Annotated in this window: 23 protein-coding genes; 16 read left to right on the forward strand and 7 right to left on the reverse strand. The window is 71.0% G+C overall.

The genetic code is table 11. The features are described 5' to 3' along the window. Positions 1-70: 70 nt before the first annotated feature. The 3 genes from ACO0M4_RS18415 to ACO0M4_RS18425 are packed head-to-tail and all read left to right on the forward strand — an operon-like array spanning position 71 to position 1,969. Positions 71-478, forward strand: coding sequence for an ArsR/SmtB family transcription factor (locus tag ACO0M4_RS18415; RefSeq protein WP_430371737.1), 408 nt, complete (start codon positions 71-73; stop codon positions 476-478). Further along, positions 475-1,569, forward strand: coding sequence for an ACR3 family arsenite efflux transporter (gene arsB / locus ACO0M4_RS18420; RefSeq protein ID WP_430371739.1), 1,095 nt, complete (start codon positions 475-477; stop codon positions 1,567-1,569). Before ACO0M4_RS18415 ends, arsB begins: the two co-directional genes overlap by 4 nt. Next, positions 1,562-1,969, forward strand: a complete 408-nt coding sequence (locus ACO0M4_RS18425) for an arsenate reductase ArsC (RefSeq protein ID WP_430371741.1) — start codon at positions 1,562-1,564, stop codon at positions 1,967-1,969. Before arsB ends, ACO0M4_RS18425 begins: the two co-directional genes overlap by 8 nt. A 438-nt stretch (positions 1,970-2,407) precedes the next feature. Here ACO0M4_RS18425 and ACO0M4_RS18430 read toward each other — a convergent pair whose 3' ends face one another. Continuing rightward, positions 2,408-2,971, reverse strand: a complete 564-nt coding sequence (locus tag ACO0M4_RS18430) for a peptide deformylase (RefSeq protein ID WP_430371742.1) — start codon at positions 2,969-2,971, stop codon at positions 2,408-2,410. Continuing rightward, a complete protein-coding gene (locus tag ACO0M4_RS18435) occupies positions 2,968-3,951 on the reverse strand; it encodes a helix-turn-helix domain-containing protein (protein ID WP_430371744.1) in 984 nt (327 codons plus the stop codon). The genes ACO0M4_RS18430 and ACO0M4_RS18435 overlap by 4 nt, the downstream gene beginning before the upstream one ends. A 147-nt stretch (positions 3,952-4,098) precedes the next feature. On the opposite strand from ACO0M4_RS18435, the gene ACO0M4_RS18440 reads away from it, so the two are divergent. From ACO0M4_RS18440 to ACO0M4_RS18460, 5 genes are read left to right on the forward strand one after another with little or no spacing between them, the layout of a single operon-like run. Beyond that, the gene (locus ACO0M4_RS18440) at positions 4,099-5,256 is read left to right on the forward strand and encodes a glycosyltransferase (protein WP_430371745.1); all 1,158 of its coding nucleotides are present in this window, start codon (positions 4,099-4,101) and stop codon (positions 5,254-5,256) included. Then, positions 5,253-5,957 carry a hypothetical protein gene (locus ACO0M4_RS18445; RefSeq protein ID WP_430371746.1) on the forward strand — a complete coding sequence of 235 codons (705 nt, stop codon included), beginning with the start codon at positions 5,253-5,255 and terminating at the stop codon, positions 5,955-5,957. The genes ACO0M4_RS18440 and ACO0M4_RS18445 overlap by 4 nt, the downstream gene beginning before the upstream one ends. Continuing rightward, the gene (locus ACO0M4_RS18450; RefSeq protein WP_430371748.1) at positions 5,954-7,195 is read left to right on the forward strand and encodes a glycosyltransferase; all 1,242 of its coding nucleotides are present in this window, start codon (positions 5,954-5,956) and stop codon (positions 7,193-7,195) included. The genes ACO0M4_RS18445 and ACO0M4_RS18450 overlap by 4 nt, the downstream gene beginning before the upstream one ends. Further along, positions 7,189-8,055 carry a glycosyltransferase family 2 protein gene (locus ACO0M4_RS18455; protein WP_430371750.1) on the forward strand — a complete coding sequence of 289 codons (867 nt, stop codon included), beginning with the start codon at positions 7,189-7,191 and terminating at the stop codon, positions 8,053-8,055. The genes ACO0M4_RS18450 and ACO0M4_RS18455 overlap by 7 nt, the downstream gene beginning before the upstream one ends. A gap of 50 nt (positions 8,056-8,105) precedes the next feature. Continuing rightward, positions 8,106-8,630, forward strand: a complete 525-nt coding sequence (locus tag ACO0M4_RS18460; RefSeq protein WP_430371752.1) for an AAA family ATPase — start codon at positions 8,106-8,108, stop codon at positions 8,628-8,630. 16 nt (positions 8,631-8,646) lie between these two features. Here the strand turns inward: ACO0M4_RS18460 and ACO0M4_RS18465 are convergent, their stop codons facing one another. From ACO0M4_RS18465 to ACO0M4_RS18480, 4 genes are all read right to left on the reverse strand, one after another. Continuing rightward, positions 8,647-10,320 carry a relaxase/mobilization nuclease domain-containing protein gene (locus tag ACO0M4_RS18465; protein WP_430371754.1) on the reverse strand — a complete coding sequence of 558 codons (1,674 nt, stop codon included), beginning with the start codon at positions 10,318-10,320 and terminating at the stop codon, positions 8,647-8,649. Next, entirely contained in the window at positions 10,310-10,705 is a 396-nt protein-coding gene (gene mobC / locus ACO0M4_RS18470; RefSeq protein ID WP_430371755.1) for a plasmid mobilization relaxosome protein MobC, read from the reverse strand. Before mobC ends, ACO0M4_RS18465 begins: the two co-directional genes overlap by 11 nt. 522 nt (positions 10,706-11,227) lie before the next feature. Continuing rightward, the gene (locus tag ACO0M4_RS18475) at positions 11,228-12,499 is read right to left on the reverse strand and encodes a DUF3631 domain-containing protein (RefSeq protein ID WP_430371756.1); all 1,272 of its coding nucleotides are present in this window, start codon (positions 12,497-12,499) and stop codon (positions 11,228-11,230) included. Between the two features lie 526 nt (positions 12,500-13,025). After that, complete coding sequence (locus ACO0M4_RS18480) at positions 13,026-13,256, reverse strand: helix-turn-helix transcriptional regulator (RefSeq protein ID WP_430371758.1); 231 nt, start codon at positions 13,254-13,256, stop codon at positions 13,026-13,028. A 421-nt stretch (positions 13,257-13,677) separates the two neighbouring features. Here ACO0M4_RS18480 and ACO0M4_RS18485 point away from each other — a divergent pair, with 421 nt between their 5' ends. Both ACO0M4_RS18485 and ACO0M4_RS18490 read left to right on the forward strand, forming a co-directional pair. Next, on the forward strand, positions 13,678-13,995 hold the full coding sequence (locus ACO0M4_RS18485; protein WP_430373842.1) for a helix-turn-helix domain-containing protein: 318 nt from the start codon (positions 13,678-13,680) through the stop codon (positions 13,993-13,995). Continuing rightward, entirely contained in the window at positions 13,988-15,322 is a 1,335-nt protein-coding gene (locus tag ACO0M4_RS18490) for a tyrosine-type recombinase/integrase (RefSeq protein WP_430371760.1), read from the forward strand. The genes ACO0M4_RS18485 and ACO0M4_RS18490 overlap by 8 nt, the downstream gene beginning before the upstream one ends. Positions 15,323-15,415: 93 nt before the next feature. Here the strand turns inward: ACO0M4_RS18490 and ACO0M4_RS18495 are convergent, their stop codons facing one another. Next, a complete protein-coding gene (locus ACO0M4_RS18495) occupies positions 15,416-15,898 on the reverse strand; it encodes an ATP-binding protein (RefSeq protein WP_430371761.1) in 483 nt (160 codons plus the stop codon). Between the two features lie 269 nt (positions 15,899-16,167). Here ACO0M4_RS18495 and ACO0M4_RS18500 point away from each other — a divergent pair, with 269 nt between their 5' ends. From ACO0M4_RS18500 to efeB, 6 genes are all read left to right on the forward strand, one after another. Next, positions 16,168-16,998 (forward strand): hypothetical protein, encoded by an 831-nt coding sequence (locus ACO0M4_RS18500; RefSeq protein WP_430371762.1) that lies wholly within the window; start codon positions 16,168-16,170, stop codon positions 16,996-16,998. Between the two features lie 151 nt (positions 16,999-17,149). Continuing rightward, positions 17,150-17,920 (forward strand): YcnI family protein, encoded by a 771-nt coding sequence (locus ACO0M4_RS18505; RefSeq protein ID WP_430371763.1) that lies wholly within the window; start codon positions 17,150-17,152, stop codon positions 17,918-17,920. Between the two features lie 138 nt (positions 17,921-18,058). Further along, a complete protein-coding gene (locus ACO0M4_RS18510; protein ID WP_430371764.1) occupies positions 18,059-18,715 on the forward strand; it encodes an SCO family protein in 657 nt (218 codons plus the stop codon). Then, positions 18,712-19,200 (forward strand): copper chaperone PCu(A)C, encoded by a 489-nt coding sequence (locus ACO0M4_RS18515; protein ID WP_430371766.1) that lies wholly within the window; start codon positions 18,712-18,714, stop codon positions 19,198-19,200. The genes ACO0M4_RS18510 and ACO0M4_RS18515 overlap by 4 nt, the downstream gene beginning before the upstream one ends. Before the next feature lie 100 nt (positions 19,201-19,300). Beyond that, positions 19,301-21,370 carry a copper resistance CopC/CopD family protein gene (locus tag ACO0M4_RS18520; RefSeq protein WP_430373844.1) on the forward strand — a complete coding sequence of 690 codons (2,070 nt, stop codon included), beginning with the start codon at positions 19,301-19,303 and terminating at the stop codon, positions 21,368-21,370. Then, positions 21,370-22,701 (forward strand): iron uptake transporter deferrochelatase/peroxidase subunit, encoded by a 1,332-nt coding sequence (gene efeB / locus ACO0M4_RS18525; protein ID WP_430371768.1) that lies wholly within the window; start codon positions 21,370-21,372, stop codon positions 22,699-22,701. Before ACO0M4_RS18520 ends, efeB begins: the two co-directional genes overlap by 1 nt. Positions 22,702-22,756: the final 55 nt, after the last annotated feature.

The following is a 22,756-nucleotide window of genomic DNA, read 5'->3' on the forward strand; positions in this document are numbered from 1 at the left end:
CTCCGCAGTTTGCATTGAAATCTATCGATGCAATGTTGCGCCTTGCATCGAAGACCATCAACATAGACGCATGTCGAATCAAGAGCTTGAGGTGCTCGGCCAGGATGGCGCGACCGATGCCTGCTGTCCGGGTCTGCTCACGGCCCCCCTTGACGAGGGGCAGGCCGTGGAGCTGGCGAAGGTGTTCAAGGCGCTGGGCGACCCGGTGCGTCTGCGGCTGCTGTCGATGATCGCCTCCAGGGCCGGCGGCGAGGTCTGCGTCTGCGACCTCACCCCCGCCTTCGACCTCTCCCAGCCGACCATCTCGCACCACCTCAAGCTGCTGCGGCAGGCCGGCCTGATCGACTGCGAGCGGCGGGGTACGTGGGTCTACTACTGGCTGCTGCCGGAGATGACCGACCGCCTCGCCGGCATCCTCACCCGCCCTGCGGGTGATCCGTTGCCCGTTCGCGCCGAGGCCGCAGGGGGCTGCTCGTGAGCGCCCCCACACCTGAGTCGGGGGTGGCCGGCCGCCTGTCGTTCCTCGACCGCTACCTCGCCGTGTGGATTCTGGCCGCGATGACCGTCGGGCTGGGCCTGGGCCGCTCAGTGCCGGGCCTCGGGGACGCGCTGGCCAAGGTCACCGTCACCGGCGTCTCGCTGCCGATCGCGCTCGGCCTGCTGGTGATGATGTACCCGGTCCTGGCCAAGGTCCGCTACGACCGGCTCGACACCGTCACCCACGACCGCCGCCTGCTCCTGCCGTCCCTGCTGCTGAACTGGATCGTCGGCCCGGCCGTGATGTTCGCGCTGGCCTGGCTGTTCCTGCCGGACCTGCCCGAGTACCGCACCGGATTGATCATCGTGGGCCTGGCCCGCTGCATCGCCATGGTGATCATCTGGAACGACCTGGCCTGCGGCGACCGCGAAGCCGCCGCCGTTCTGGTGGCTCTGAACTCCGTATTCCAGGTGATCGCCTTCTCGGCGCTGGGCTGGTTCTATCTCTCTGTCCTCCCCGGCTGGCTCGGCCTGGAACAGGCCGGCCTCAACGTCTCCGTGTGGGAGATCGCCCGCAGTGTCCTGATCTTCCTCGGCATCCCACTTGCTGCCGGCTACCTCACCCGCCGCTTGGGCGAACGTGCCAAGGGCCGCAGCTGGTACGAGTCCACGCTCCTGCCGAAGATCGGCCCGTTCGCCCTCTACGGGCTGCTGTTCACGATCGTCGTCCTCTTCGCCCTGCAAGGCGACGCCATCACCTCCCGCCCCCTGGACGTCGCCCGCATCGCCCTGCCGCTGCTGGTCTACTTCGCCGTCATGTGGGCCGGCTCCATGGCGCTCGGGCGTGCGGTCGGCCTGGACTACTCGCGGGCGACGACACTGGCGTTCACCGCCGCGGGCAACAACTTCGAGCTGGCCATCGCCGTCGCCATCGCCACCTTCGGCGCATCCTCCGGACAAGCCCTCGCCGGCGTCGTCGGCCCCCTCATCGAGGTACCGGTCCTCATCGGCCTCGTCTACGTCGCCCTATGGGCCCGCCGCTTCTACACCTCCCCCCTCGCCGTACCGCAGGAGGAGTCCACCCATGCCTGACACCGCCGCCCTGCCGTCCGTCCTGTTCGTCTGTGTCCACAACGCCGGCCGCTCCCAGATGGCCGCGGCCTTCCTCACCCACCTCGCGGGCGACCGCGTCGAGGTACGCTCGGCCGGCTCCGCTCCTGCCGACACCGTCAACCCTGCCGTCGTCCAAGCGATGTCCGAGGTCGGCATCGACATCTCTGCCGAAGTGCCCAAGGTGCTCACCACGGAAGCCGTCCAGGCATCCGACGTCGTGATCACGATGGGCTGCGGGGACACCTGCCCCGTCTTCCCCGGCAAGCGCTACCTCGACTGGCAGCTGCCCGACCCCGCCGGACAGGGCATCGACGCCGTCCGCCCCATCCGCGACGAGATCGAGCAGCACATCCGCGGGCTGATCGACGACATCACGTAACGGGGCGAGGGCTTAGCCCCTAGGCTGGACGCCCGGACCGGGGGGGTGGCCTTGCTGTACAGCGAACGCCATGAACCGCACAACTGCGCCGATTGCACGCCTGATGGTCGTGTACGACCTGCCGGCTACCGCTCTGACGAGGGCGAGCCGAAGTGGGCGGGCTGGCCGAACGGCGCGATCATCATTCATGACGAGGGCAAGGCGCACCTACCTGGGTGTGCCCACCTGAGTGACAGCGTCATTCAGGCCCCAAGGTTCGGCTGGGTGACCGATCCCGCTCCAGGCGCGTGGCGGCGGCTGTCAGCTTCAAACCCGCTACGGCCGACCGCGGGCAATATCGGCCTCGCTGGGATCAGCCGTTGCGAAACGTGTGACGCAACGCAGTAGCCCAGCCCCATCCGTGGCACTACTTCCGTTCGCAGAACAGCCGGTAATGGCCTACTCGTACGCCCAGGCCCGACCGGTCTGCCGGTACTCCTCTACGGGGATCGGCTGTACCGCGGTCCGCATCCGGGCCGTGTACAGCTGCCCGTCGAGGTGGTCGATTTCGTGGTGGATGAGGCGGGCGAGGCCGCGTTCGTACACCGTGGTCACGGTCTGACCGGTCAGGGTCGTGGTCTCGATGGTGATCTTCAACGGGCGGGGGACGAGGCCCCGAACGTCGAAGAAACTCAGGCAGCCCTCGTACTGCTCGTCCATCTCGTCTGAGCAGTCGGTGATCCGCGGGTTGAGCAGGATGATGGCGGGGGCATCGCCGGGTGGTTGAACAACGGCGGCGGCGCGTGCGATGCCGATCTGTGGGGCGGCGATGCCCATGCCCTTGGCGAAGGGGTGGACCTGGCCGATTCGTTCCATGGCAACGAACAGCCCGTCCACGACGCGTTCGGCCTCGTCGCGCTGGGCGGGCAGATCGAAGGCGCGGGCCGCTTCGGCGAGGATGCCGGCGCCGCGCTGGACGACGCCGAGGTCTCGCATCTGCTGGCTGGGCCGCACGTCAATCACCTGAACTCCCCTTGATTTGTGTCGGGTTCGGGCCGTGCCCGGAACCGCCATTCCAGACGGTACCGAGCGTGCAGGGCGGGTGTGGTCGTGATCCATGCGAATTGCCGTAGGTCGCCGTCGTCGCTGCGCACGGGAGGGGTGCGTAGCGGGGAGGCTTCGGCGGTCATGGAGGTCTCGGTGCCCCATACTGCCGGGTCGAGTTCGGCGGGGAAGACGAGCTGCACTTCGAGTTGCTCGGTGGGGAGGCGAACGGCCCTCTGGAACCAGTTGCCCCACTTGTCGTCGCCGACGGTGTAGGCGTACTCGATCCACACGGACTCGCCCGGGTAGAGCGGGAAGCGACCGTGTTCGTTGTCGAACAGGAGCCAGACTTCCTTGAAGGCGTCGCGATCGTGTTTGGCCTGCCAACGCATCGTCTCGCCCCGGCAGGTGGCGATGAGGTCGAGTTCCTCCCACGTCAGCGGGTGGGCTCGGTAGTGGGCGTTGGACCGCTCGGGGTCACCGGGGTAGCGGTCGACGGAGATGCGGATCAGGTAGCGGGTCACCGGTTCGTCTCCGGTGTTTCGCAGGAGTCGCCGCATGGTGAGCCGGTAGGAGTGGCCGTCGTAGTGGAGCCGGGCGGCGTCGTGTTCGACGACGAGGGCGGAGCCGGTGGCGTACGGCTGCTCGGGCCTGCGTGGGGCCGGCGGAGCTGCGGGAGGACGCCTCGTACGGGTCTCCCGAGTTTTGGCTTGCTCGTAGTCGCACCAGCGTCGCCAGATCGCCTTGCCGGCGTTCAGGGCCTCGTCCGCGAGACGTGCGAATTCCTCACTGGGCTTGTGCCGGCCGGACTCCATGTGGCTGACGTACGACGGGTCGAAGCCCATGGCCTGCGCTAAGGCCCGCTTGGACATGCCGCGCACTTCCCGCCACCGCGCGACCTCTGCCGCGAAGTTCTCGGCCGCCTGCTCGACGGTGATCTCCTCGTCCTGCGCGTCCATCGAAGCCCCGCCCCGCGTCCTCGTTGGTGAGCATGAATGAACCGTGAGTGATGCCAGTTCATCATCCCGTCACGGCTCGCGTCGCCGATTTCCTTCCCTTACCGACCCGGATCGATCCCTCCGGGCAGATGAGGGAGGCGACGCATCATGCGCGTGCTGTACCTGCTCAACATCTCCAACCCCGACCGGCTGTCCGCGGATTCGGGGTGGATCTTCGCGGATCTGCTCACCCCGGCCCTGGCGGACACCGGGGTGGAGGTGACGGTTGTGGCGCCGGCTCCGGCCGGGGATGGCCGCTGTGGCTTCCACCGGACCAAGGTGCCCGGGACCAAGTACCGGGCCCGGTTCGCAGGCGACATCGACGAACTGGTGGACCTGATCCACCAGACCCGTCCGGACGCGGTCGTGGCCAACCAGATCGAGGAGGCCCCGGCCGTCCGCACGGCCCTGCTGGAGGCCGGATCGGACGCTGTGCTGGCCGGCTACTGCCACTACCTGCCATTCTCCTTCACCGGCGGCGGTCAGCTCCTGCTCGACCCCTCCTTGAACGACGCGGGCCTGGGCCGGCCGGTGCTGCTGGCGTTCGCCGCCGGGCTGGCGGCCTGCGACCGGGTGATGGTCCACTCCGCCACGGCCGCCTCCTGGACCTCGGCCGCAGCCGCCCGCATGACCGTGGATCTCGGCGACAAGCTGCGGGTGGTGCCCGCCCCACGGGACGAGCGCCTGGTCCGCGACCCCGCAACAGCCCGCCGCCAGCAGGACGTCGGGCCGATCGGCGTCTACAACCACCGGCTGTACGCGCACTACGGCACCGAGCAGTTCGTGAACCTCGCCCGCGACCTGGTGGCTTCCGGCACCGTCCGACTGCGGGTCATGGACCTGTTCGGCAAGCGCCGGGCCGAGCGAACGGGCCTGGACAACAGCCCCGAGAAGATGCGCGAGAAGCTGGCCGCCCTGCCGCACGTGCAGGTCGTCTCCGACCGGGGCGACCGCGTCCGCTACAAGAACCTGCTGGCCGGCGCCCGCTTCGGCATCGCCCCGTTCCGCCCCGGCTGCCCCTGGTCCATGTCCGTGATCGACTGCCAGGGCATGGGCCTGCCGGTCGTCTCACCCCGGCTGGGCTGGCTCGCCGAGCACATCGACCCCGAGCTGTGCTTCATCACGCCGGCCGAGGCCGTCGCCCTGGCCGAACGGCTTGCCACAGACGACGAGTTCCACGCTCTGCACGCCAAGCGAGCCCACGCCTCCACCGCCGACTTCGCCCCTGCCCTGGTCGCCGCCCGCTACCTGGAGGCCCTCACATGACCGAGTTCGACGCAGTCTTCCTCTCCTACGACGAGCCGATGGCCAACTCCCTCCACGCCCGCGTGCAGCGGACGCTCGGCGGCACGGTCAAGCGCCTCCACGGCGTGCACGGCATGCGCCGGGCCTACCGGCTGTGCGCCGAAGTCGTCGACCGCGAACAGTTCTTCCTCGCCGACGGAGACTTCGCCATCGACACGGGCTTCGACCCGGCCGCCGTCGAGCCGCTGGACGAGGGGGTGTCCATGCGGGTGTGGCGTGCGATCAATCCGGTCAACGGGCTGGCCTACGGCTACGGCGGGCTGAAGTTGATCCGCCGCAGTGCGCTGCGCGCGATGGGCCAGGCCGTGGATGTGCTCGCGGCCCTGCCCGGCCGCATCGAGTTCGCCGGGCAGACCGCGGGCATCACCAGGTTCAACCAGAGCCCCTTCCATGCTTGGAAGGCCGGTTTCCGCGAGTGCGCGATGCTCGCCCGCGGCAGCGAGTACGGGATGGCCGACGGCGACGCCCGCCAGCGGGTGGAGGCATGGACGACGAGCCGAGACGGGGAGTTCGCCACGTACGCAGCCGCCGGGGCCCGCGACGGCGTCGCTTTCGCCCACGAGTCTGCCCACGACCCGCAGCGGTTCGACGGGCTCAACGATCCGTCCTGGCTGCGGCAGCGGTTCACCGTCGCCCACGGTGAACAGGCGGTGTCCGGATGACCGACCGCCCCCTGGTGCTTATCGAGCCGTACGCGGACCGCTCGGGCGGGCACCACCAGCGCACGCTGGTGGCCCTCGCCCACGCCCGGCCCGGCAGCCTCGTCATCGCCCCACACGGGATCACCCGCGAGGCGGCCACGGCTTTGCGCGAGGCCGGCGCCCGGCTGGTGACGGCCCCGGCCGGGCTCCGGGCGGCCTGGCTGCTGGCTGCCTCCTGCCTCGTGACAGGGCTCTCCGCTGCCGGGCAGCGGGCCTTCCGCTCGCGCCGCTGGCCCCGCTTGCTGCGGCGGCTGCCGCACCAGATCACTCTGGTTGCCAGGTGTCTGACCGAGGCGTCCGCGCTGCGGACCGCCTGCCGTCTGGAGCCCGGCGCCGATGCGGTGGTGATTCTGACCGCGAGCGAGGCCCTGCACGGGGCGGCAGCCCTCCTGGGCGGTCAGCCGCATCTGCGGTTCGTGCACGAAGCGGTCACCAGCGAGGACTCTGTCGTGCGGCTGCTTGGCCGCCTTGCCCGCCGGGGTGAGGACCGGGTGATCGCGGTGTACCCGACGAAGGCTGTTGGCGATCGGTTCGCCGCGGCCTTCCCCCGGCTGCCCGGGGTGGTGCGGGCCTTCGCGGTCGACGACGGCTGCCGCCTCACCGACGCCGAACGCGAAGGTGGCCGCATCGCCTTCGACGCCATCCCCACCGTCGAAGCCGTGGTGTGCCTGGTGGGCGGCTGGTGGCCGTACAAGGACATCGCTGTCATCGACACCGCCCTCGGCCGCCTGAAAGAACCGCTGCACCTCGTCGTCGCAGGTGCCCCACTCGACGAGGCCGTACTGGAGCGTTGGCGGGCCTTGCCCAACCTCCGGCTGCACACCGTGCCCGGCCCCGTCGCGGAAAGCGTGCTGCGGTTGGTGTACGCCGCGTCCGACGCTGCCCTGGTCACCCGGCATCCCGGAGTCGGCAAGGAATCCGGGCTCGTGATGGATGCGGTCCGCCTCGGTGTCCCTCTGATCGTCTCCGACCACGACCCGGCCCTCACCGCCCGCCTTCGCGGCCAGCCCTGGGCTCTGACTTTCCCCGTCGGCGATCCGGACGGCCTCGCCGACGCCCTGCACACCGTGGTCCGTCAGCCGCCCGAGCGCCCTGACACCGAGGCGCCCCGACTGCTGGGGATGTGGGCGGCTGCCGAGCAGGCCGACTTCCTCACCCGGACCTTCGCCTCCCTGCGTACGAAGGAGTCCCGATGCTGAGCACACCTCCCGCCCTGATTGCCGTCATCGGACCTGTCGAGGTGCCGCTGCTGGCCGCCTGGATTCGCCACTACCGGTGGCTGGGCATCGAGCGGTTCCTGATCGCCTTCCACTTCCCCGAGCACGTGCCCGACCGGCATCGGCACGAACTCCAGGCCGCCTGCCGCGAGCTGGGCGTCATCCCAACCGGCACCAGCACCGGCCCGTGGCACGAGCACACCAACACCGAGCTGCGCGATGCTCTGCGCCACATGGCTGGTCCGGGTTGGCACCTGCTCGCTGACGCCGACGAGTTTCACCAGTACCCCGCCCCTCTCCTGGAGGTCATCGCCCAGGCTGAGAAGTCCGGGCACCGCGTGATGGGCGGCCTGATGCTCGACCGCGTCGCCGCCAGCGGACACCTGACCGGCTGGAGGCCCGAAGGCGGCCTCGATCTCGCCTATCCCCTCGGCGGCCACCTCACTCACCGGCTCCTGCACGGCGACCCCAGAAAGATCGTCCTCGCTCGGCACGACGTCACCGTCGCCTCCGGAAACCACCGGGCGCCCGGCCACCGCCCGGACGCCGACCGCATCTGCGCGGTGCACCACTTCAAGTGGCGCTCAGGCGTCCTGGACGACCTCCGCCGCCGGGTCCAGCACTTCTCATCCGGCACCTGGAAAGAACAGAGCCCGGCCGTGCGCGACGAGGCCAGCCGGCTGCTGGCCCACGTCGGGCAACGCGGCGGCGTGATCAACATCAGCGACCCGCGGCTCGCCTTCCGCCGGGTGAACCTGGACCGGATGCCCTTCGGTTGGCCCGCCGAGGCCCGCAGCATCCTCACCAGCTGGCGGCCCCACGTGCCCACCGGCCAGGATTAGAGACAACGCCCGCGTTCGCGCACGCTCGTCGCGGAAAGGATGACCGCCCCGTGCCCCTCGCCGTTCTCCTGGCCGGCATCACCGGCTCCGGGAAGACCACCGCCGCCCAGGCCCTGGTCGACCACGGCTACATCCGGTTGTCCGTGGACGAGGAGGTGCACCGCCTCCACGGCCGGTACGGCGTGGACTACCCCGAGCACACCTACTTCGAGCGCGAACGCCCCGTCGTGGAGGCGATCCGGGAACGCTTCGCCAAAGAGCTGGCGGCCGGGCACGACGTCGTCTTGGACCATGGTCTGTGGCGCCGCGGCGAGCGCGCCACCTGGGAGCAAGCCGCCCGCGAAGCGGGCGGCCACCCCCTCGTGGTCTACCTCCCCGCCGACCGGGAGGAACTGTTGCGACGCCTCGCCGAACGCAACCAACGCGAGGATGCCAACGCCCTCACCGTCACCCCCGAAGCCCTCGACGACTTCTTCGCCCGCTTCGACCCTCCGGCCGAAGACGAGGAAGTGATCGTCTACACCGGAGATCTGGGCAAGCTCGTGGCCACGCTGTCCGCGGCCAGGCAGAACTGAAGCAGGCCCGTGGCCGCTATCGGCGTCGACCGCGCTCCGCAGACCGTTCGCTCACCGTCGTAGGCGCGGGCTGCGGTGCCTGCACAGTGGGCGTGGTGCTGCGGGCGCTTCGCGTGCGTGCTGCCTGTGCGCGCCTGTTCGGCTGGGCGGTGATGCGCCAGTTCAGGACCTCGGCCGGGCGTTCGGCGGTGTCGAGTTCTCGGCGACCGGCCACTTCGGTCAGGAGCTGGCGGGGGTTGTGGCCGGCGGTTTCGGCGCGCGCGAGGGTAGTGGTCAGGGCAGGCCAGGCAGGGTCGGCGAGGATGCGGTCTGCGTGGTCGGGGATGGCTTGTCGCACGGTGGCCTTGAATCGTTCGGCGGTCTGGGGGCGTGGGGCGCGGCGGGTGAGATCTTCCAGGACAGGCTGGGCGGCCTGCTGGTAGCTGGCCTGCAGGTGGAGAAAGGCTTGCTCGGCTGCTGCTGCCTGCTGCTCGTGGCCGCGCTGGGCGTGCCATGTGGCGGCGGCGCGGGCCAAGTGGACGGCGGCGGAGACCAGGGCGATAGCGAGTCCGCCGGGAATGTTGGGGGCGTAGGCCAGATCCTTGGCGGCTTGGCGCAGTTCGTTAGCGGCCTGGTGGTCGGCCCGGATTACCGAGCGGCGGGCGCGGTTGAACGCCTTTGCTGCCGCTTGCAGTTCGGCCTGGTGGGGGCCGGGTGCGGCGCGGGCCAGGTTGTGGAGGGTGTCGCCGAAGGCGTCCAGGTGGCCCTGGGCCACGGCATCATCGTCCGAGTCGAGGACCGTGTGGGCCGTGCGCACGGCGGTCTCGGTACGGCGCCACGAGTCGGCCGGGTCCGCCACCGGTTGCGGACGGTCGGGCACCTCCTGGGTGGGGAGGCGTTCGGTCAGGCGGTTGTAGGACAGGTCGGGGGCGAGTTTGGAGCCGCCATACCAGATGGTGTCGCCGGGGGCGGCCAGGCTGTAGCCGTCAACTTCGCCGGTCTTGGCGCTGACGCGTGGCTTGACCTGGATGCCGAGCGAGGTCAGGACGCTGAAGTAGTCATCGATGCTGCGTACGGCGGCGGCGACCGCGTACGCCTGCTCGCGCAGCCACTCCCGCGCGGTCACCTCCTGGCCTTGGCGCTCGGCCTTGGCCCGCTCCGCCCCGGTGGGGGTGCGCGGGGCAGTGAGGTCCCCGGACTTGAGGCGGCGCAGCCCGAACTCGGCCTCGATCTTGCGGCATTCCTTCTGTGCCCGCCAGCCGTCGCGGTTCGTACGGGGGCGGCGGCCGTCGGCGCGGACGGTGGTGGCCAGGATGTGGATGTGGTCCTCCGCGTGCCGCACGGCGATCCACCGGCAGGCTTTCTCATCGCCGTCCGGGGCGATGCCGGTGGCGGCGACGACGCGGCGGGCGACCTCGGCCCACTCGGCGTCGGTCAGGTAGCGGTCACCGGGCGCGGTGCGTACCGGGCAGTGCCACACGTGTTGCGGTGGCTGCTTGCCGAGTTCGCGGGTGCGCAGGTCGACGCGGTGGTCGAGGCGCTTGGCGAGCTGGGTGTAGGTAGCGTTCGGGTCGCGGCCGGGGTCGGGGGCGCCGGCCATGTCCCAGGCGGCCACGATGTGCGGGTCGGTGTGCTCGTCGCGCCGGCCGGGCCCGAAGAGGTAGTTGATCAGGCCGCGGGTGTCGGAGCCGGTGGAGACGTCAGGCACCATGGCTGCCGCCTTCCGCCACGAGCTCGTCCATCAGCTGGTAGCTGCGCTCGACGGCCCGGCTGACGCGGTTGAGTACAGCCTCGATCCGGTCAGGGATGGTCCCGCCGTTGATGGCCACGGTGATCTGGTTGAGGTTGGTGCCGATCCGGTTCAACGCCTTGGTGTGGGCCTCTACGGCCTCCACCAGCGGGCGGATCGGATCGTCCTCCGGACTACCCGCCATGTTCGCCTTACCGAGCGCGACCGCGAGGGCGGCATCGCCGACGAACCCAGCGAACTTCTGACCGCGCTGCTCGGCCGCCTCGTCGATAATCCGGACCGCGGTCGGGGTGAAGCGGATCTTCTTCTCCTGGTCACGGTTCTCGGTGGTGCGCTTGCGGTTCATCCGCGCGGGCAACACCGGGGCATCGGGCTCACGCCACGAGGGCTGCTCGACAAGGGACGGACGGACGTCTGCGCGCGGTTCAGCCGGCAGCGGCTCGGCATGTGGGGCGGAGGCGTCGGCGACAGGCGCGGCGCTGGGCTCGGTCGTCCCCTTCCCCGGCTCGGGCGCCCGCTGGCGCCCGGCCTCCCCCTCCGTCACCCCAGGGGCGGGGGCAAGCGCGGACGAAGCCTCGTTAGAGGCTCGTTCGCTCCAGCTTGCTGCTGTTCGTCGGGCCAGGCCGAACCATCCCCGGCGGCGGGAGAAGGGGGGGCCGGTGTCGTTGTCAGTGTGCATGGTGGTGCTCCAGTGGCAAGGGGGGTGGGGCTGTGTCACGTCCGTTGCATCCGTCGCATGCCTGGTCAGCGCAGGTACGGACACAAGCCCAGGTACGGAGAAGAGCGTCCCGGCAAGAAAGTCCGTCCCCGCGCTGACCTGCGCGGGGACGGTTGCGACGCACTGCTACGGACTACGCCCCTGGTGGGATCAGAGAGTTCGCTTCGGCCCGGCGGGACCGCCTGGCGGGCCGACGGGCAGCGAACCCGCCGCGGCGGGCGGCTTGCCCTGGGCCGGACGGGCAGGCGCGCCGCCGTGTGCGGGCTCGGGTGTCGCCTCGGTGAGGTGGGGGCAGTGGCGGGCCCAGGCGTCCAGGAACCGGTTGCGCATGTACGCCTTGGCCTGCCTGCCGCCCGCGAAGCGGTAGTTGGCCGGGCGGACGTCGAAGTCCCGCAGCAGGAAGCCCAGGTGGTGGGCGTTCAGTCCCTTGGTGCCGTGCTCCGCCCACGGGGCATCGGCGTCCTGGATCAGCGCGGCGACCAGGTCCTGGCTGGACAGGGCCTCGGGGTTGTGCGCCCGCTCGAAGATGCGGTGGATGTCGCGCAGCAGCCGCACCTTCACGTTGGTCTGCTCGTCCTGGACCGCCTCGAAGCGGGTCATGGCCACGCAGGCGGCATGGGCCTGGGCGGGCCAGTGACCGCCGGCCAGGTCGGCGATGATGACCAGCGGCTCCCAGGTGTCCGCCGCCCGGTCCTCCACCGGCATCTGCGGCACCATACGGGCCGCCGTGCTCCGCAACGGCCCCAGCCAGGCAGCCAGCCGGCCACGCAGCGCGTTGAGTTCAGGCGCCGCGTATCGCGAGCGGAACGGGGCGACCTTCTCGTTTGGCTTGCGCTTCTGTATCCGCAGCACGACCGACCGGTCCGTGATGGTGTCGGGCAGGTCACCGATCCCCGCGATCGCGGCCATCGCGAAGGTGGGGAACGGGGTGGGCTTGTGTTCCGGACCGGAGATCCGCCAGGCGGGCCGGTTGCGCTGATGGCCCGCGTTCAGCAGACCGCGCAGGATCTCGCTGTCGCCACTGGCTTTGGGGCCGAAGATGGTGTCCGCCTCGTCCACCAGCAAGGTGGGCGGGATCTTGCCGATGGTGCGGAAGATGACCGCCGGAGAGGTGTTCACCGTCATCATCGGGTCGTGGACGGTCTCGTAGAGCACGTCCAGCACGCGGGACTTGCCGCACCCCTTGGTCGCACTGATCACCGCGAGGCGGGGCGCGTGCTGCAGAGCGGTCTGGATGTGGGTGGCCGCCACCCACAGCGTGACCGCGGTCAGCGCCTCCTGGCTGGGCAGCACCACGTACTTGCCGATCGCCGCCCGCAACTCATCCAGCAGCACGGCCCCGTCACCGGCCGCCACGGCTTCGGCACCGTCACGGTCCCCAGTGCCCGATCCGTCATCGGGGACCGTGACGTGGGGATGCACGGGACCATCGGTCCCCAACGGCGTGTGCGCAGCACGGTCCCCATTGCGGTCCCCTGGTGCAACGTGCACATCCTGGGCACCGGTCCCCGTTGTCACGCCGCTGGCCTGCGCGTTTCCAGCAGACGGGGAGATCGGGGCCGTAGCTTGCGGGGACCTGGAATCGGGCACATCGCGGGGACGGTCCCCAGCCGCCGTATCAGCGGCACGCCGGTCCCCGCGTGCGGCCTCGTTGGCCGAAGGCTCAGCAGCCTTCGCTACAGGCGACGGTGTATCCACCTGGTTCTCGCGGCGCCAGGGGATGCCCTGGCCGGGGACGGCGGCGGTGGGCCAGATCGTGGGGGATGTGTTCTCCGTGGTGGTGGACGTAGAGTCCTCCATAGACGTTCCTCTCCGGTGAGGGGCAGGACGGGCAAGGTCCCGTCCCTCACCAGCTCGTTCGTTCAGGGATGGGCGATCGGTTGGGGAATCTGAGGCCCTTGGCGGTGGCTCGCCGGGGGCCTCTCTGCTGCCCGCGTCAGGTGCGGGGTCAGGCCGTGAGGTCGTACGCGGTCTGGGCGTTCAGCCACGCATCCACCTCCTGCCAGCGGTAGCGCAGGTGCCGGCCGACCTTCAGGACGTTCGGCCCGATGCGGCGGTGGCGCCACTGGTAGAGGGTCTTCACCGGCACGCCGAGGTAGATGGCGACCTCCTCCGGCGTGGCCAGCGGTGCACGGCCCGCACCACCGGCATCGGCTGAGGGTCGGGGGTTTCGGGGCATGGGACTCCTTCACGGAAATGGCGGGATGGACAAGACAGCCACAGGTTGCCTGCGACGTCCAGCGGCATTATGTGGAAATTCCACGGCCGCACCAAACGGCTCTTCGCCGAGTGGAACCAAAACCGTAGACCCGAATCCCCGGTTGCCGAAATCACGCCAGAAAGCGAGGGGCCCTGTCCGGTTTCTCCCCGGATCATCACCGTTCCACTGGGCATGCCAGCTTGCATCAAAGCACCAGGCCAGGACCACCACGAGCCCTCATGCAAGAGGACATCAGACGCCCCCGGTTTTCGCGGCGCGGGACCATACCATGGAAATCCGGCTTCGCCGAGGCGCCCGAATAGCCAGCGCCAGCAAGTTTTCTCGGATGCTTGAGTAACCCCTTGCCATGGCCGGTCTTTTCGAGTTACAGCTATCCGTCATGGCTACCCGACCAATTGAAATAGGACCCGCAGGAATCCGAACCGCGCGCAATATCGAGCGCCTGCGCCTCGCGCGCGGCCTCTCCCAGCAGCAGCTCGCCGATCGCTGCACGGCTCTGGGGCGCCCACTTACCAACGCCGCCGTCAGCCGTACCGAGCGCGCCCGTCGCCGCTGCGATGTCGACGACCTCGTCGCCATCGCCACCGCCCTCGGTGTGCTGCCAGCTGCCTTGCTGCCCTCGTGGACAGCCCACGGCACCGTGTTCCACTCCGCAGCCCAGCCCCTCAACCGCATGCAGGGGGCCCTCCTTGGCTGAGGTGTACGACCGCTGGCACAAAACCTTCCCGAAGGAAGGCGAGGCGGAATGCCCGGAGCACAAGGGGAAGGTCCCCTCCGCCGACCACGGCAAGGGCAGGCGCTGGCAGTTGCGCTACCGCGATCCGTTCGGCAAGCAGCGCAAGGAGAACTACGACCGGAAGGTCGACGCAGAGGCGGCCGGCGCAGCAATCGACAACGACCTGCGCACGGGCAAGTACGTCGACCCGACGGCGGCGAAGAAGACGCTCAAGGCGTACGCCCGCGAGTGGCTCGACGACGCGACCGCCGGCATCGGCACGGTGGACGCGTACAAGGGCATCGTCCGCAACCACATCGAGCCGCACCTGGGCCACCTGGAAATGCGCGCCCTCAACCGGCCTTCGCTCATCCAGAGTTGGGTGAAGAAACTTCAGGGTGCGGGCCTTGAGGCGTCCACGATCGGCCTGGTCAATTCCGTGCTCTCCGCCATGTTGGACGCCGCCGTCGAGGACGGGCTCTTGCCCAAGAACCCGTGCAAGTCCAGCTCGGTCAAGCTACCCAGCAAGCCGAAGCGGAAGATCATCCCGTGGAGCCTGGACCGCGTGCACGCGGTCAACGCCGCGCTGCCCCACCGCTTCCAGTGCGGCGGCAAGCTGGCGTTCGGCTGTGGCCTGCGCCAGGGCGAGGTCTTCGGCTTCGACGAGGATGAGCTCGACTTCGACCGCGGTGTGGTCCACATCAACCAGCAGATCAAGCTGGTGCGTTCGACGATGGTGTTCGCTCCGCCCAAGGGCAACCGGCTCCGCACCGTCCCCATGTCGGACCGGCTCGCGGCCGCGATCAAGGCCCATATGAAGGAGTACCCGCCGGTGCCAGTGACCCTGCCGTGGATCAAACCCGACGGCGAGCCACGCACGTACCGGCTCCTCTTCACCGACGAGCAGGGGCGCGCGTACCACCGCAGCGTCTTCAACCAGTACGTCTGGAAGGGGGCACTCGCCGACGCCGGAGTCATCCCGCCTCGCGAGAAGGGCTCGCCGCGCTACGCCGCCGCCCCCGACGACGGGATGCACGCCTACCGCCACGCCTACGCGTCCGTCCTCCTCGACGCCGGCGAAAGCATCAAGGCGCTGTCCGAGTACCTCGGCCACTCGGACGCCGGCTTCACACTGCGCACATACACGCACCTGATGCCGAACAGCGAGTCGCGTACGCGACGGGCGATGGATGCGGCGTTCACTCGGGCGGACACAGATGCCGCGACCGCAGCGCCCCCATCCGCTGAGGGCACACCTGGCACGACGGCTTCCTCCGCGGTGTGCCCTGCCTGTGCCCTGTCCGCCTGAATCCGGGCTGTGAAGGCCGCCCAAGAATGCCCGCCTGTCATCTCCGGTGAGCGGGTTTCAGCAGGTCAAAGCCATGTGGCCGTAGCCGACCGGCTACGACGCCATCGGAAGCGCCGCCCCCTCGCGCCACTTGAGGATCTTGTCGAAGCTGACCACCGCGCCGGAGCTGCCGGCGCGGTTGCGGTACTGGACGTGGTCGGTGAGCGCCTCGATCAAAAAGAGCCCCCGGCCGTCCTCGGCGTATCCGGGGGCCTGCGCGGGGGCGGGGACGGGGACCGGCGGCAGTGCGCGGTCCGCGGCGGTATGCGGCGGAGCGGGACGGTCGAAGCCGGGGCCGGAGTCGGTGACCTCGATGCGGCAGGTGTCGCCGTCGATGTAGGCGGTGACGCGGTAGTCGTCGGTGGCGTCGCCGCCGTGCTCGACGGCGTTGGCGCAGGCTTCGGAGAGGGCGACCGAGAGGTCGTAACAGATGTCCGGGTCGACGCCGGCGGTCTCCATCGCGCCCAGCAACAGCCGTCGGGCGAGCGGCACACTCGCGGCCTCCCGCCGCAGATGGAGGGACCACCAGATGCTCATCGCTCCTGCCTCCTGGACGCGGCTCGACATACCGATACCTATTGCCGGGCCGCAAGGTCGGTAAGCATCCCCGGGACGTGATACCGCTCATTCGGCGGATGCGGAAAGTGAGCGCACAGGTGTAGGCGTGGTGCCGGGTGCGCGCCTCCGCGCGCCCGTTCCGGGACTCCGAACGCCCCTGGCAGGCGCCCCTGTGAGCCGGCCGTGTCGTAGCCGCCGAAACCCTGCCGTACGCGGCGAACGGGGGCAGTGGGATGATGGCGGCCGCCATGACTGCCCCCTCCGTCCCCACAGCGCGGGCGGCCGCCGATCTGCGGCTGCTACGGGCCGCGGTGTTCACCGCGGCCTGCGTCACGCTGTCCGCGGCCGGGCACATGGCCGCCTCGTTGGCCACGGTGCCGCTGTGGACGCTGGGGCTCGCCGCGGTCGCGGTGTTCGCGGTGGCGGCCCCGCTGGCCGGCCGGGAGCGCTCGTTGCCCGGTATCGCGGCCGGACTGGCGGTCGGACAGCTGGCGCTGCACGCACTGTTCGCGATGGGGCAGCACCCGATGCCGGCGCTGTCCGGGCGGGCGTCCGGCCTCTCCGACCAGGCGGCGGTGGCGCTGGCCCGGCACTTGACGTGCGGGTTGGAGGGCGTGCGCCTCGACGGCAGCACGGCGCGGCAGTTGCTCGGCCCCGGCGGGATGGACCTGGCCGGCGCCGCCGGGCTGGTCGACGCCGGCGGGCACCCGATGGGCGGCGCCGACGTCCCGATGATGGCGCACTGTCTGGCGCCGTCGCTGCCCATGCTGCTCGGGCACCTGCTCGCCGCGCTCGGCCTCGGCCTGCTGCTGCGGCGCGGTGAGGCCGCCCTGTGGCGGCTGGTGCGGCTGTCCGCCCCGGCGGCGCGCGAGGTCGCGGCACGGGCGCTGGTCGGCGCGGTGCGCCGGTCGCTCGCGCTGGTCCGGACGCTGCTCGCGGCCCTCGGTACGGCGCAGGAGGAATGCCTGCGCGCCCCCTCGGCGTACGGGGACGAGCACAGTCCGCGGGATCCGGCGCTCCAGCACAGCGTCATACGGCGCGGCCCACCGACGGTCGGTCGCCTGGCCCTCGCGGCCTGACGCCACGCGCAGCACGCTCCCGGGGAACCGCGGGGACGGACGGCGGCGCGCGGCGGCAGTGCGCGCCGAGGTCGAGCGCCGCACCACGTCACCCCGCAGTCGTTTTCCTCCCTTCTCCTCGTGGAGCGTCCACATGGTCAAGAAGTCCGGTATGTCAGAGATTTCGGGCGGCACGCCGTCGTCCTCGGCACCCTCGTCGTCCTCGGCGCGGCGGTTGGTCCGCCGGCTCCCCGTCGTCGGCGGGATCGCGGCCGGCAGCGTCCTGCTACTGGCCGGTCCGGCCTTCGCGCACGTCACCGTGCAGCCCGGCACCGCCCCCAAGGGCGGCTTCGCCACCATCAACATCAAGGTGCCCAACGAGCGCGACAACGCCTCGACGGTGAAGGTCGAGGTCTCCCTGCCGACCGACCACCCGCTGGCGTCCGTCATGCCGCAGTCGGTGCCCGGCTGGAAGGTGGACGTCACCAAGTCCAAGCTCGCCAAGCCCATCGAGATGGAGGGCGAGAAGATCAACGAGGCCCCCTCGAAGATCACTTGGACCGCGGACGGCAAGGGCATCGAGCCCGGCCAGTTCCAGCAGTTCCCGCTCTCCGTAGGCCAGCTGCCCAGCGACGCCGACCAGCTCGCCTTCAAGGCCCTCCAGACGTACGACGACAAGGAGGTCGTGCGCTGGATCGAGCCGGCCAAGCCCGGCGGCCAGGAGCCGACGAACCCGGCACCGGTGCTCAAGCTCACCGCCGCCGACACCCAGGGCGCCGACCAGGGCCCGGCCGACGGCAAGAACGGCGCCAAGGGCGACACCACGGCCGCCCAGGCGTCCACCAGTGACACCACGGCACGGGTGCTGGCCGTCGGCGGGATCGTCGTCGGCATCGTCGGCGTCGCCTTCGGCGTGCTCGCCGGCCGGCGCCGCAACGCCTGATCCGTACCCCGCCGCCGGACGCGGCCGGACCGGCGCACCCACACGCCGGTCCGGCGTCCTTCGGCAGACCACCCCGACCCGAGAACACCCCTGACACCCACCGGCTCAGCGCCATGGAAATACCGGGACACATCCGTCATGCATAGAAGAAAACTGCTGCTCTCCGCCCTGGGAGCGACCGCCGCCCTCGGCCTCACGCTGACCGCCTGCGGCTCCGGCGACGGCTCCGACCAGCCCGTCGCCCAGGTCTCCGGGGGGACGGCGGCCAAGCCGATCGTCACCCTCGACACCCCGATGGAGAAGCCGGACCTCACCCTCACCGACGCCGACGGCAAGCCGTACGACCTGCTGGAGAAGACCAAGGGCCACCCGACCCTGATCTACTTCGGCTACACCAACTGCCCGGACGTCTGCCCGACCACGATGGCCAACATCGCGGTGGCGGTGAAGCAGCTGCCGCAGGCCGAACGCAGCGACCTCCGGGTGGTCTTCGTGACCTCCGACCCGGAGCGCGACACCCCGGCCCAGCTCAAGAAGTGGCTCGGCGGCATCAACAAGGACTTCATCGGGCTCACCGGCCCGTTCAACAAGATCCAGCAGGCCGCCCGCAGCGTGAACATCGGCATCGAGGCGCCGGTCAAGAAGAAGAACGGCGACGTGGTCTCCACCCACGGCGCCCAGGTCCTGCTGAGCTCCCCCAAGGACGACAAGGTCCATTGGATGGGAATGCAGGAGGCCACCGCCGACAACTACACCGCCGCACTTCCGAAGATCACCAAGGGACAGAACCCGTGACCCGCCGCACCTCCCCCCTCGCCCCCCTGGCCCCCGTCAGCCGCCGAATAGCCATCGGCTCCGCGCTCGCCCTCACCGCCGGTCTCGCCCTGACGGGCTGCGGCGGCGGGGACGGCAAGCCCCAGCTCTCGGTCAGCGGCGCCTACATGCCGCAGCCGGTCACCCAGGACATGGCCGGCGCCTACTTCGTGGTCAAGAACAGCGGCTCCACCGCCGACAAGCTGACCTCGGTCACCAGCGACCTGTCCAAGGACATCACCCTCCACAAGACCACCGGCAACAAGATGGAGCAGGTGGACTCCCTGCCGGTGCCCGCCAATGGGGAGCTCACGCTCAGCGCCGGCGGCACCCACACGATGTTCATGGGCCTGACCCGGAAGCCCACCGCGGGCCAGAAGGTCACCGTCGAACTGCACTTCGCCACCGCCGACCCGGTCAAGGTCGAGGTCGAGGTGAAGCCCGCCGCCTACCGGCCGGGGAAGTGACGGCCTCCGCACCGCCGCGGACGCCGTGAGGAAAGGGGCCCGGCAACGGGCCCGGTGAAGGAAACGGACACTCATGCCAACGGGAAGGGGAGCGCGCACCATGGCCCTCACCGGCTTCCGGCCGCGACGGCTACTGGTCGTCGTGGCGGTGCTCTTCGGCGCACTGGTCGCGGGTATCGCACCGGCCGCCGCGCACGCCGCGCTGACCGGCAGCGACCCCGCGCAGGGCTCGGTGGTGGCGCACGCCCCCGAGCAGGTCGCGCTCACCTTCTCCGAGGGCGTGGCGATGGGTGACGACTCCCTGCGCGTCCTGGACCCGCAGGGCAAGCGGGTGGACCGCGGCAAGCTGCGCAATCTGTGCAGCGGGAGCACCGTCAAATACGGGGCGGGGCTGCCGCCGGGGCTCCCCAACGGGACGTACACCGTCGCCTGGCAGGCGATCTCGGCGGACAGCCACCCGGTGTCCGGTGCCTTCACCTTCTCCATCGGGGCGCCGTCCAAGACCACCGCCGCCGTTCCCCAACAGCAGGTCGGCGGCGGCCTGGTGGGTGCGCTCTACGAGATCGCCCGCTACCTCGCCTACGCCGGGTTCGTGCTGCTGGCCGGCGGCGCGGCGTTCGTGGTCGCGTGCCGGCCGGCCGCCGCCCGGGTGCGGTCCGTGCAGCGGCTGGTAGTCCGCGGCTGGGCGGTGCTGACCGGCGCCACGCTGGCGATGCTGCTGCTGCGCACCCCGTACACCGGCTCCGGGAAGCTCGCCGACGTCTTCGACCTCGGCGGGCTCCAGCAGGTGGTGCTGTCCAAGCCGGGGGCCGCGTTGCTCTCCCGGCTGCTGCTGCTCGCCGCGGCGGCGCTGTTCGTGGCGGTGCTCTTCGGGGCGTACGCCCGGGTCCACGGCCCGGACTCCGACCGGACGCCGGCCCGGGACGCCGCAGACCCAATAGACCCAACAGACCCAACAGACGCCACAGACGCCGCGAAGGCCGAGGACGCCGAGGACACCGAGGACACCGCCAAGCGGCGCACGGACCTCACGTTCGGCCTCGCGCTCGGCGGGGTGGTGGTCGCCGCCGGGCTCGCCACCACCTGGGCGATCGCCGAGCACGCCTCGACCGGGCTCCAGCCCGCCGTCGCGATGCCCGTCGACGTCCTGCACCTGCTCGCGGTGGCCGCCTGGCTCGGCGGGCTGGCGGCCCTGCTGGTCTCGCTCTACTGGGGCCCGCCGGTCGAGGCAGACGCCGTCCGCCGCTTCTCCCGGATGGCCTTCGGCTCCGTCCTGGTGCTGGTCGCCACCGGCACGTACCAGTCCTGGCGGCAGGTCGGCTCCTGGCGCGCGCTCACCGACACCTCCTACGGGCAGTTGCTGCTGGTCAAGGTGGGCCTGGTCGCGGTCATGGTGGCCGTCGCCGGACTGTCCCGGCGCTGGACGGGCCGGCTGACGGCCGCCGGGGAGTCGACGGCCGGTACGGAACGGGGGACGGGCCCGCACGACGCGGCCACGACGCCCGAGCCCGTCGCCGTCGCCGCCTCCCCCGTAGAAGCCGACGCGGACGTGGCCAAGGACCCGGGCTTGGCGGCGACCACCGCCCCCGCCGACCCGGCCCGGGTCGCCCAACTGGCACGCCAGCAGGCCGCGTTGACCACCGCTCGGAAGAAGCGGATCCGGGACGCCGACCCGGTGCGGCGCGGGCTGCGGCGGTCCGTCCTGACCGAGGCCGCCGTCGCGGTGGTGCTGCTCGCGGTGACCACCGCCCTGACCACCACCGAACCGGCCCGCACCGCGGAGGCCGTCAAGGCCGCCTCGGCCGGGCAGTCCCCCGACGCCAACCAGCCGCGCGTGCTGACCGTCCCGTTCGACACCGGCGGCGCGAACGGCAAGGGCTCCGCCCGCCTCGACCTCGACCCCGGGCGCAGCGGCGGCGGCAACGAGCTGCGGCTGCGGATCGCCGACCCGTCGGGCAAGGCCCGGGACCTCCCCGAGGTGAAGGTCTCCTTCACGCTCGACGCCAAGAAGCTGGGGCCGCTCCCGGTCACGCTCCGGCACAGCGGGACCGGCCACTGGACCGCGAGCGGCGTGCAACTCCCGGTGCCGGGGCGGTGGCAGCTCTCGCTGCTCGTCCGGACTTCCGACTTCGACCAGGTGACCGAGACCAGGAACGTGACAATCAACTGATGAGCAAGCAGCAGGACGCCACGGACACCATGCAGGACGACGGCACCCGCCCACGGAGCGGGTCGACCGTCGCGGACGGCACCACCGCGGACGGCACCACCGCGGAGCTGTCCCGCCGCCGCCTCCTGGGGACCGTCGGTGCGGCCGGCGCGGCCGGGCTGGTCGTCGGCGGGGCCGGCGGCGCCCTCGGTGCCTCGGCCGCGCAGGCCGACGCCCCGGAGGCGCTGAGCACGATCGGGGCGACCGAGGTCCCGTTCCGCACGACGGGCGCCAAGCACCAGGCGGGCATCACCACCCCGTTGCAGGCCAGCGGCCACCTGGTCGCCTTCGACCTGGCGGCCGGCGCCGGTCGCAAGGAGGCCGCCGCGCTGCTGCGCCGCTGGTCGCGGACGGCCGAGGAGCTGATGGCCGGGCGCACCCCGCAGGCCGACACCGGTGTGGCGCTGGACGCCGGGCCGTCCTCGCTGACCGTCACCTTCGGGCTGGGCCGCAGCTTCTTCGACCGGACCGGTCTGACCGGACGCCGCCCGGTCCAGCTCGACCCGCTGCCCGCCTTCTCCGCCGACGCCCTCGACCCCCGGCGCAGCGAGGGCGATCTGTGGGTCCAGATCGGCGCCGACGACGCGCTGGTCGCCTTCCACGCGCTGCGGGCGCTCCAGAAGGAGGCGGCGGGGGCCGCCCGGCTGCGCTGGCAGATGAACGGTTTCAACCGCACGCCGGGCGCCACCGCGCACCCGATGACCGCCCGCAACCTGATGGGCCAGGTCGACGGCACCAACAACCCCAAACCGTCCGAGCCGGACTTCGACCGACGGATCTTCGTCGGCGCGGACACCGCGCAGGAGTGGATGCGCGGCGGTTCGTATGCGGTGGTGCGCCGGATCCGGATGCTGCTCGACGACTGGGAGAAGCGTTCCCGCACCGAGCAGGAGCGGGTCATAGGGCGGCGCAAGGACAACGGCGCCCCGCTGACCGGCGGCACCGAGACCACCCCGATGAAACTGGACGCCACCGGCCCCGACGGGCTCCCGGTCATCCCCGCCAACGCCCATGCCCGGATCGCCGCCCCGGAGGCCAACCAGGGCGCGGCGCTGCTGCGCCGCCCGTTCTCCTACCACGACGGCTTCCGCGACGACGGCGCCCCGGACGCCGGGCTGCTCTTCGTCTGCTGGCAGGCCGACCCGCTGCGCGCCTTCACCCAGCTCCAGCGGAAGCTGGACCGCGGCGACGCGCTGTCACCGTTCCTGCGGCACGAGGCCAGCGGCCTGTACGCGGTGCCGCCGGCCCCGTCGGACGGCGATTACGTGGCCCAGCCGCTACTGGAGGGCTGATCGGACCCGGGGCCGGCCGGGACCACTCTTCGGAACGCGTCCGCCCGGCACCGGA

The sequence above is a fragment of the Streptomyces sp. RGM 3693 genome, assembly GCF_050471125.1.
Lineage (GTDB): Bacteria > Actinomycetota > Actinomycetes > Streptomycetales > Streptomycetaceae > Streptomyces.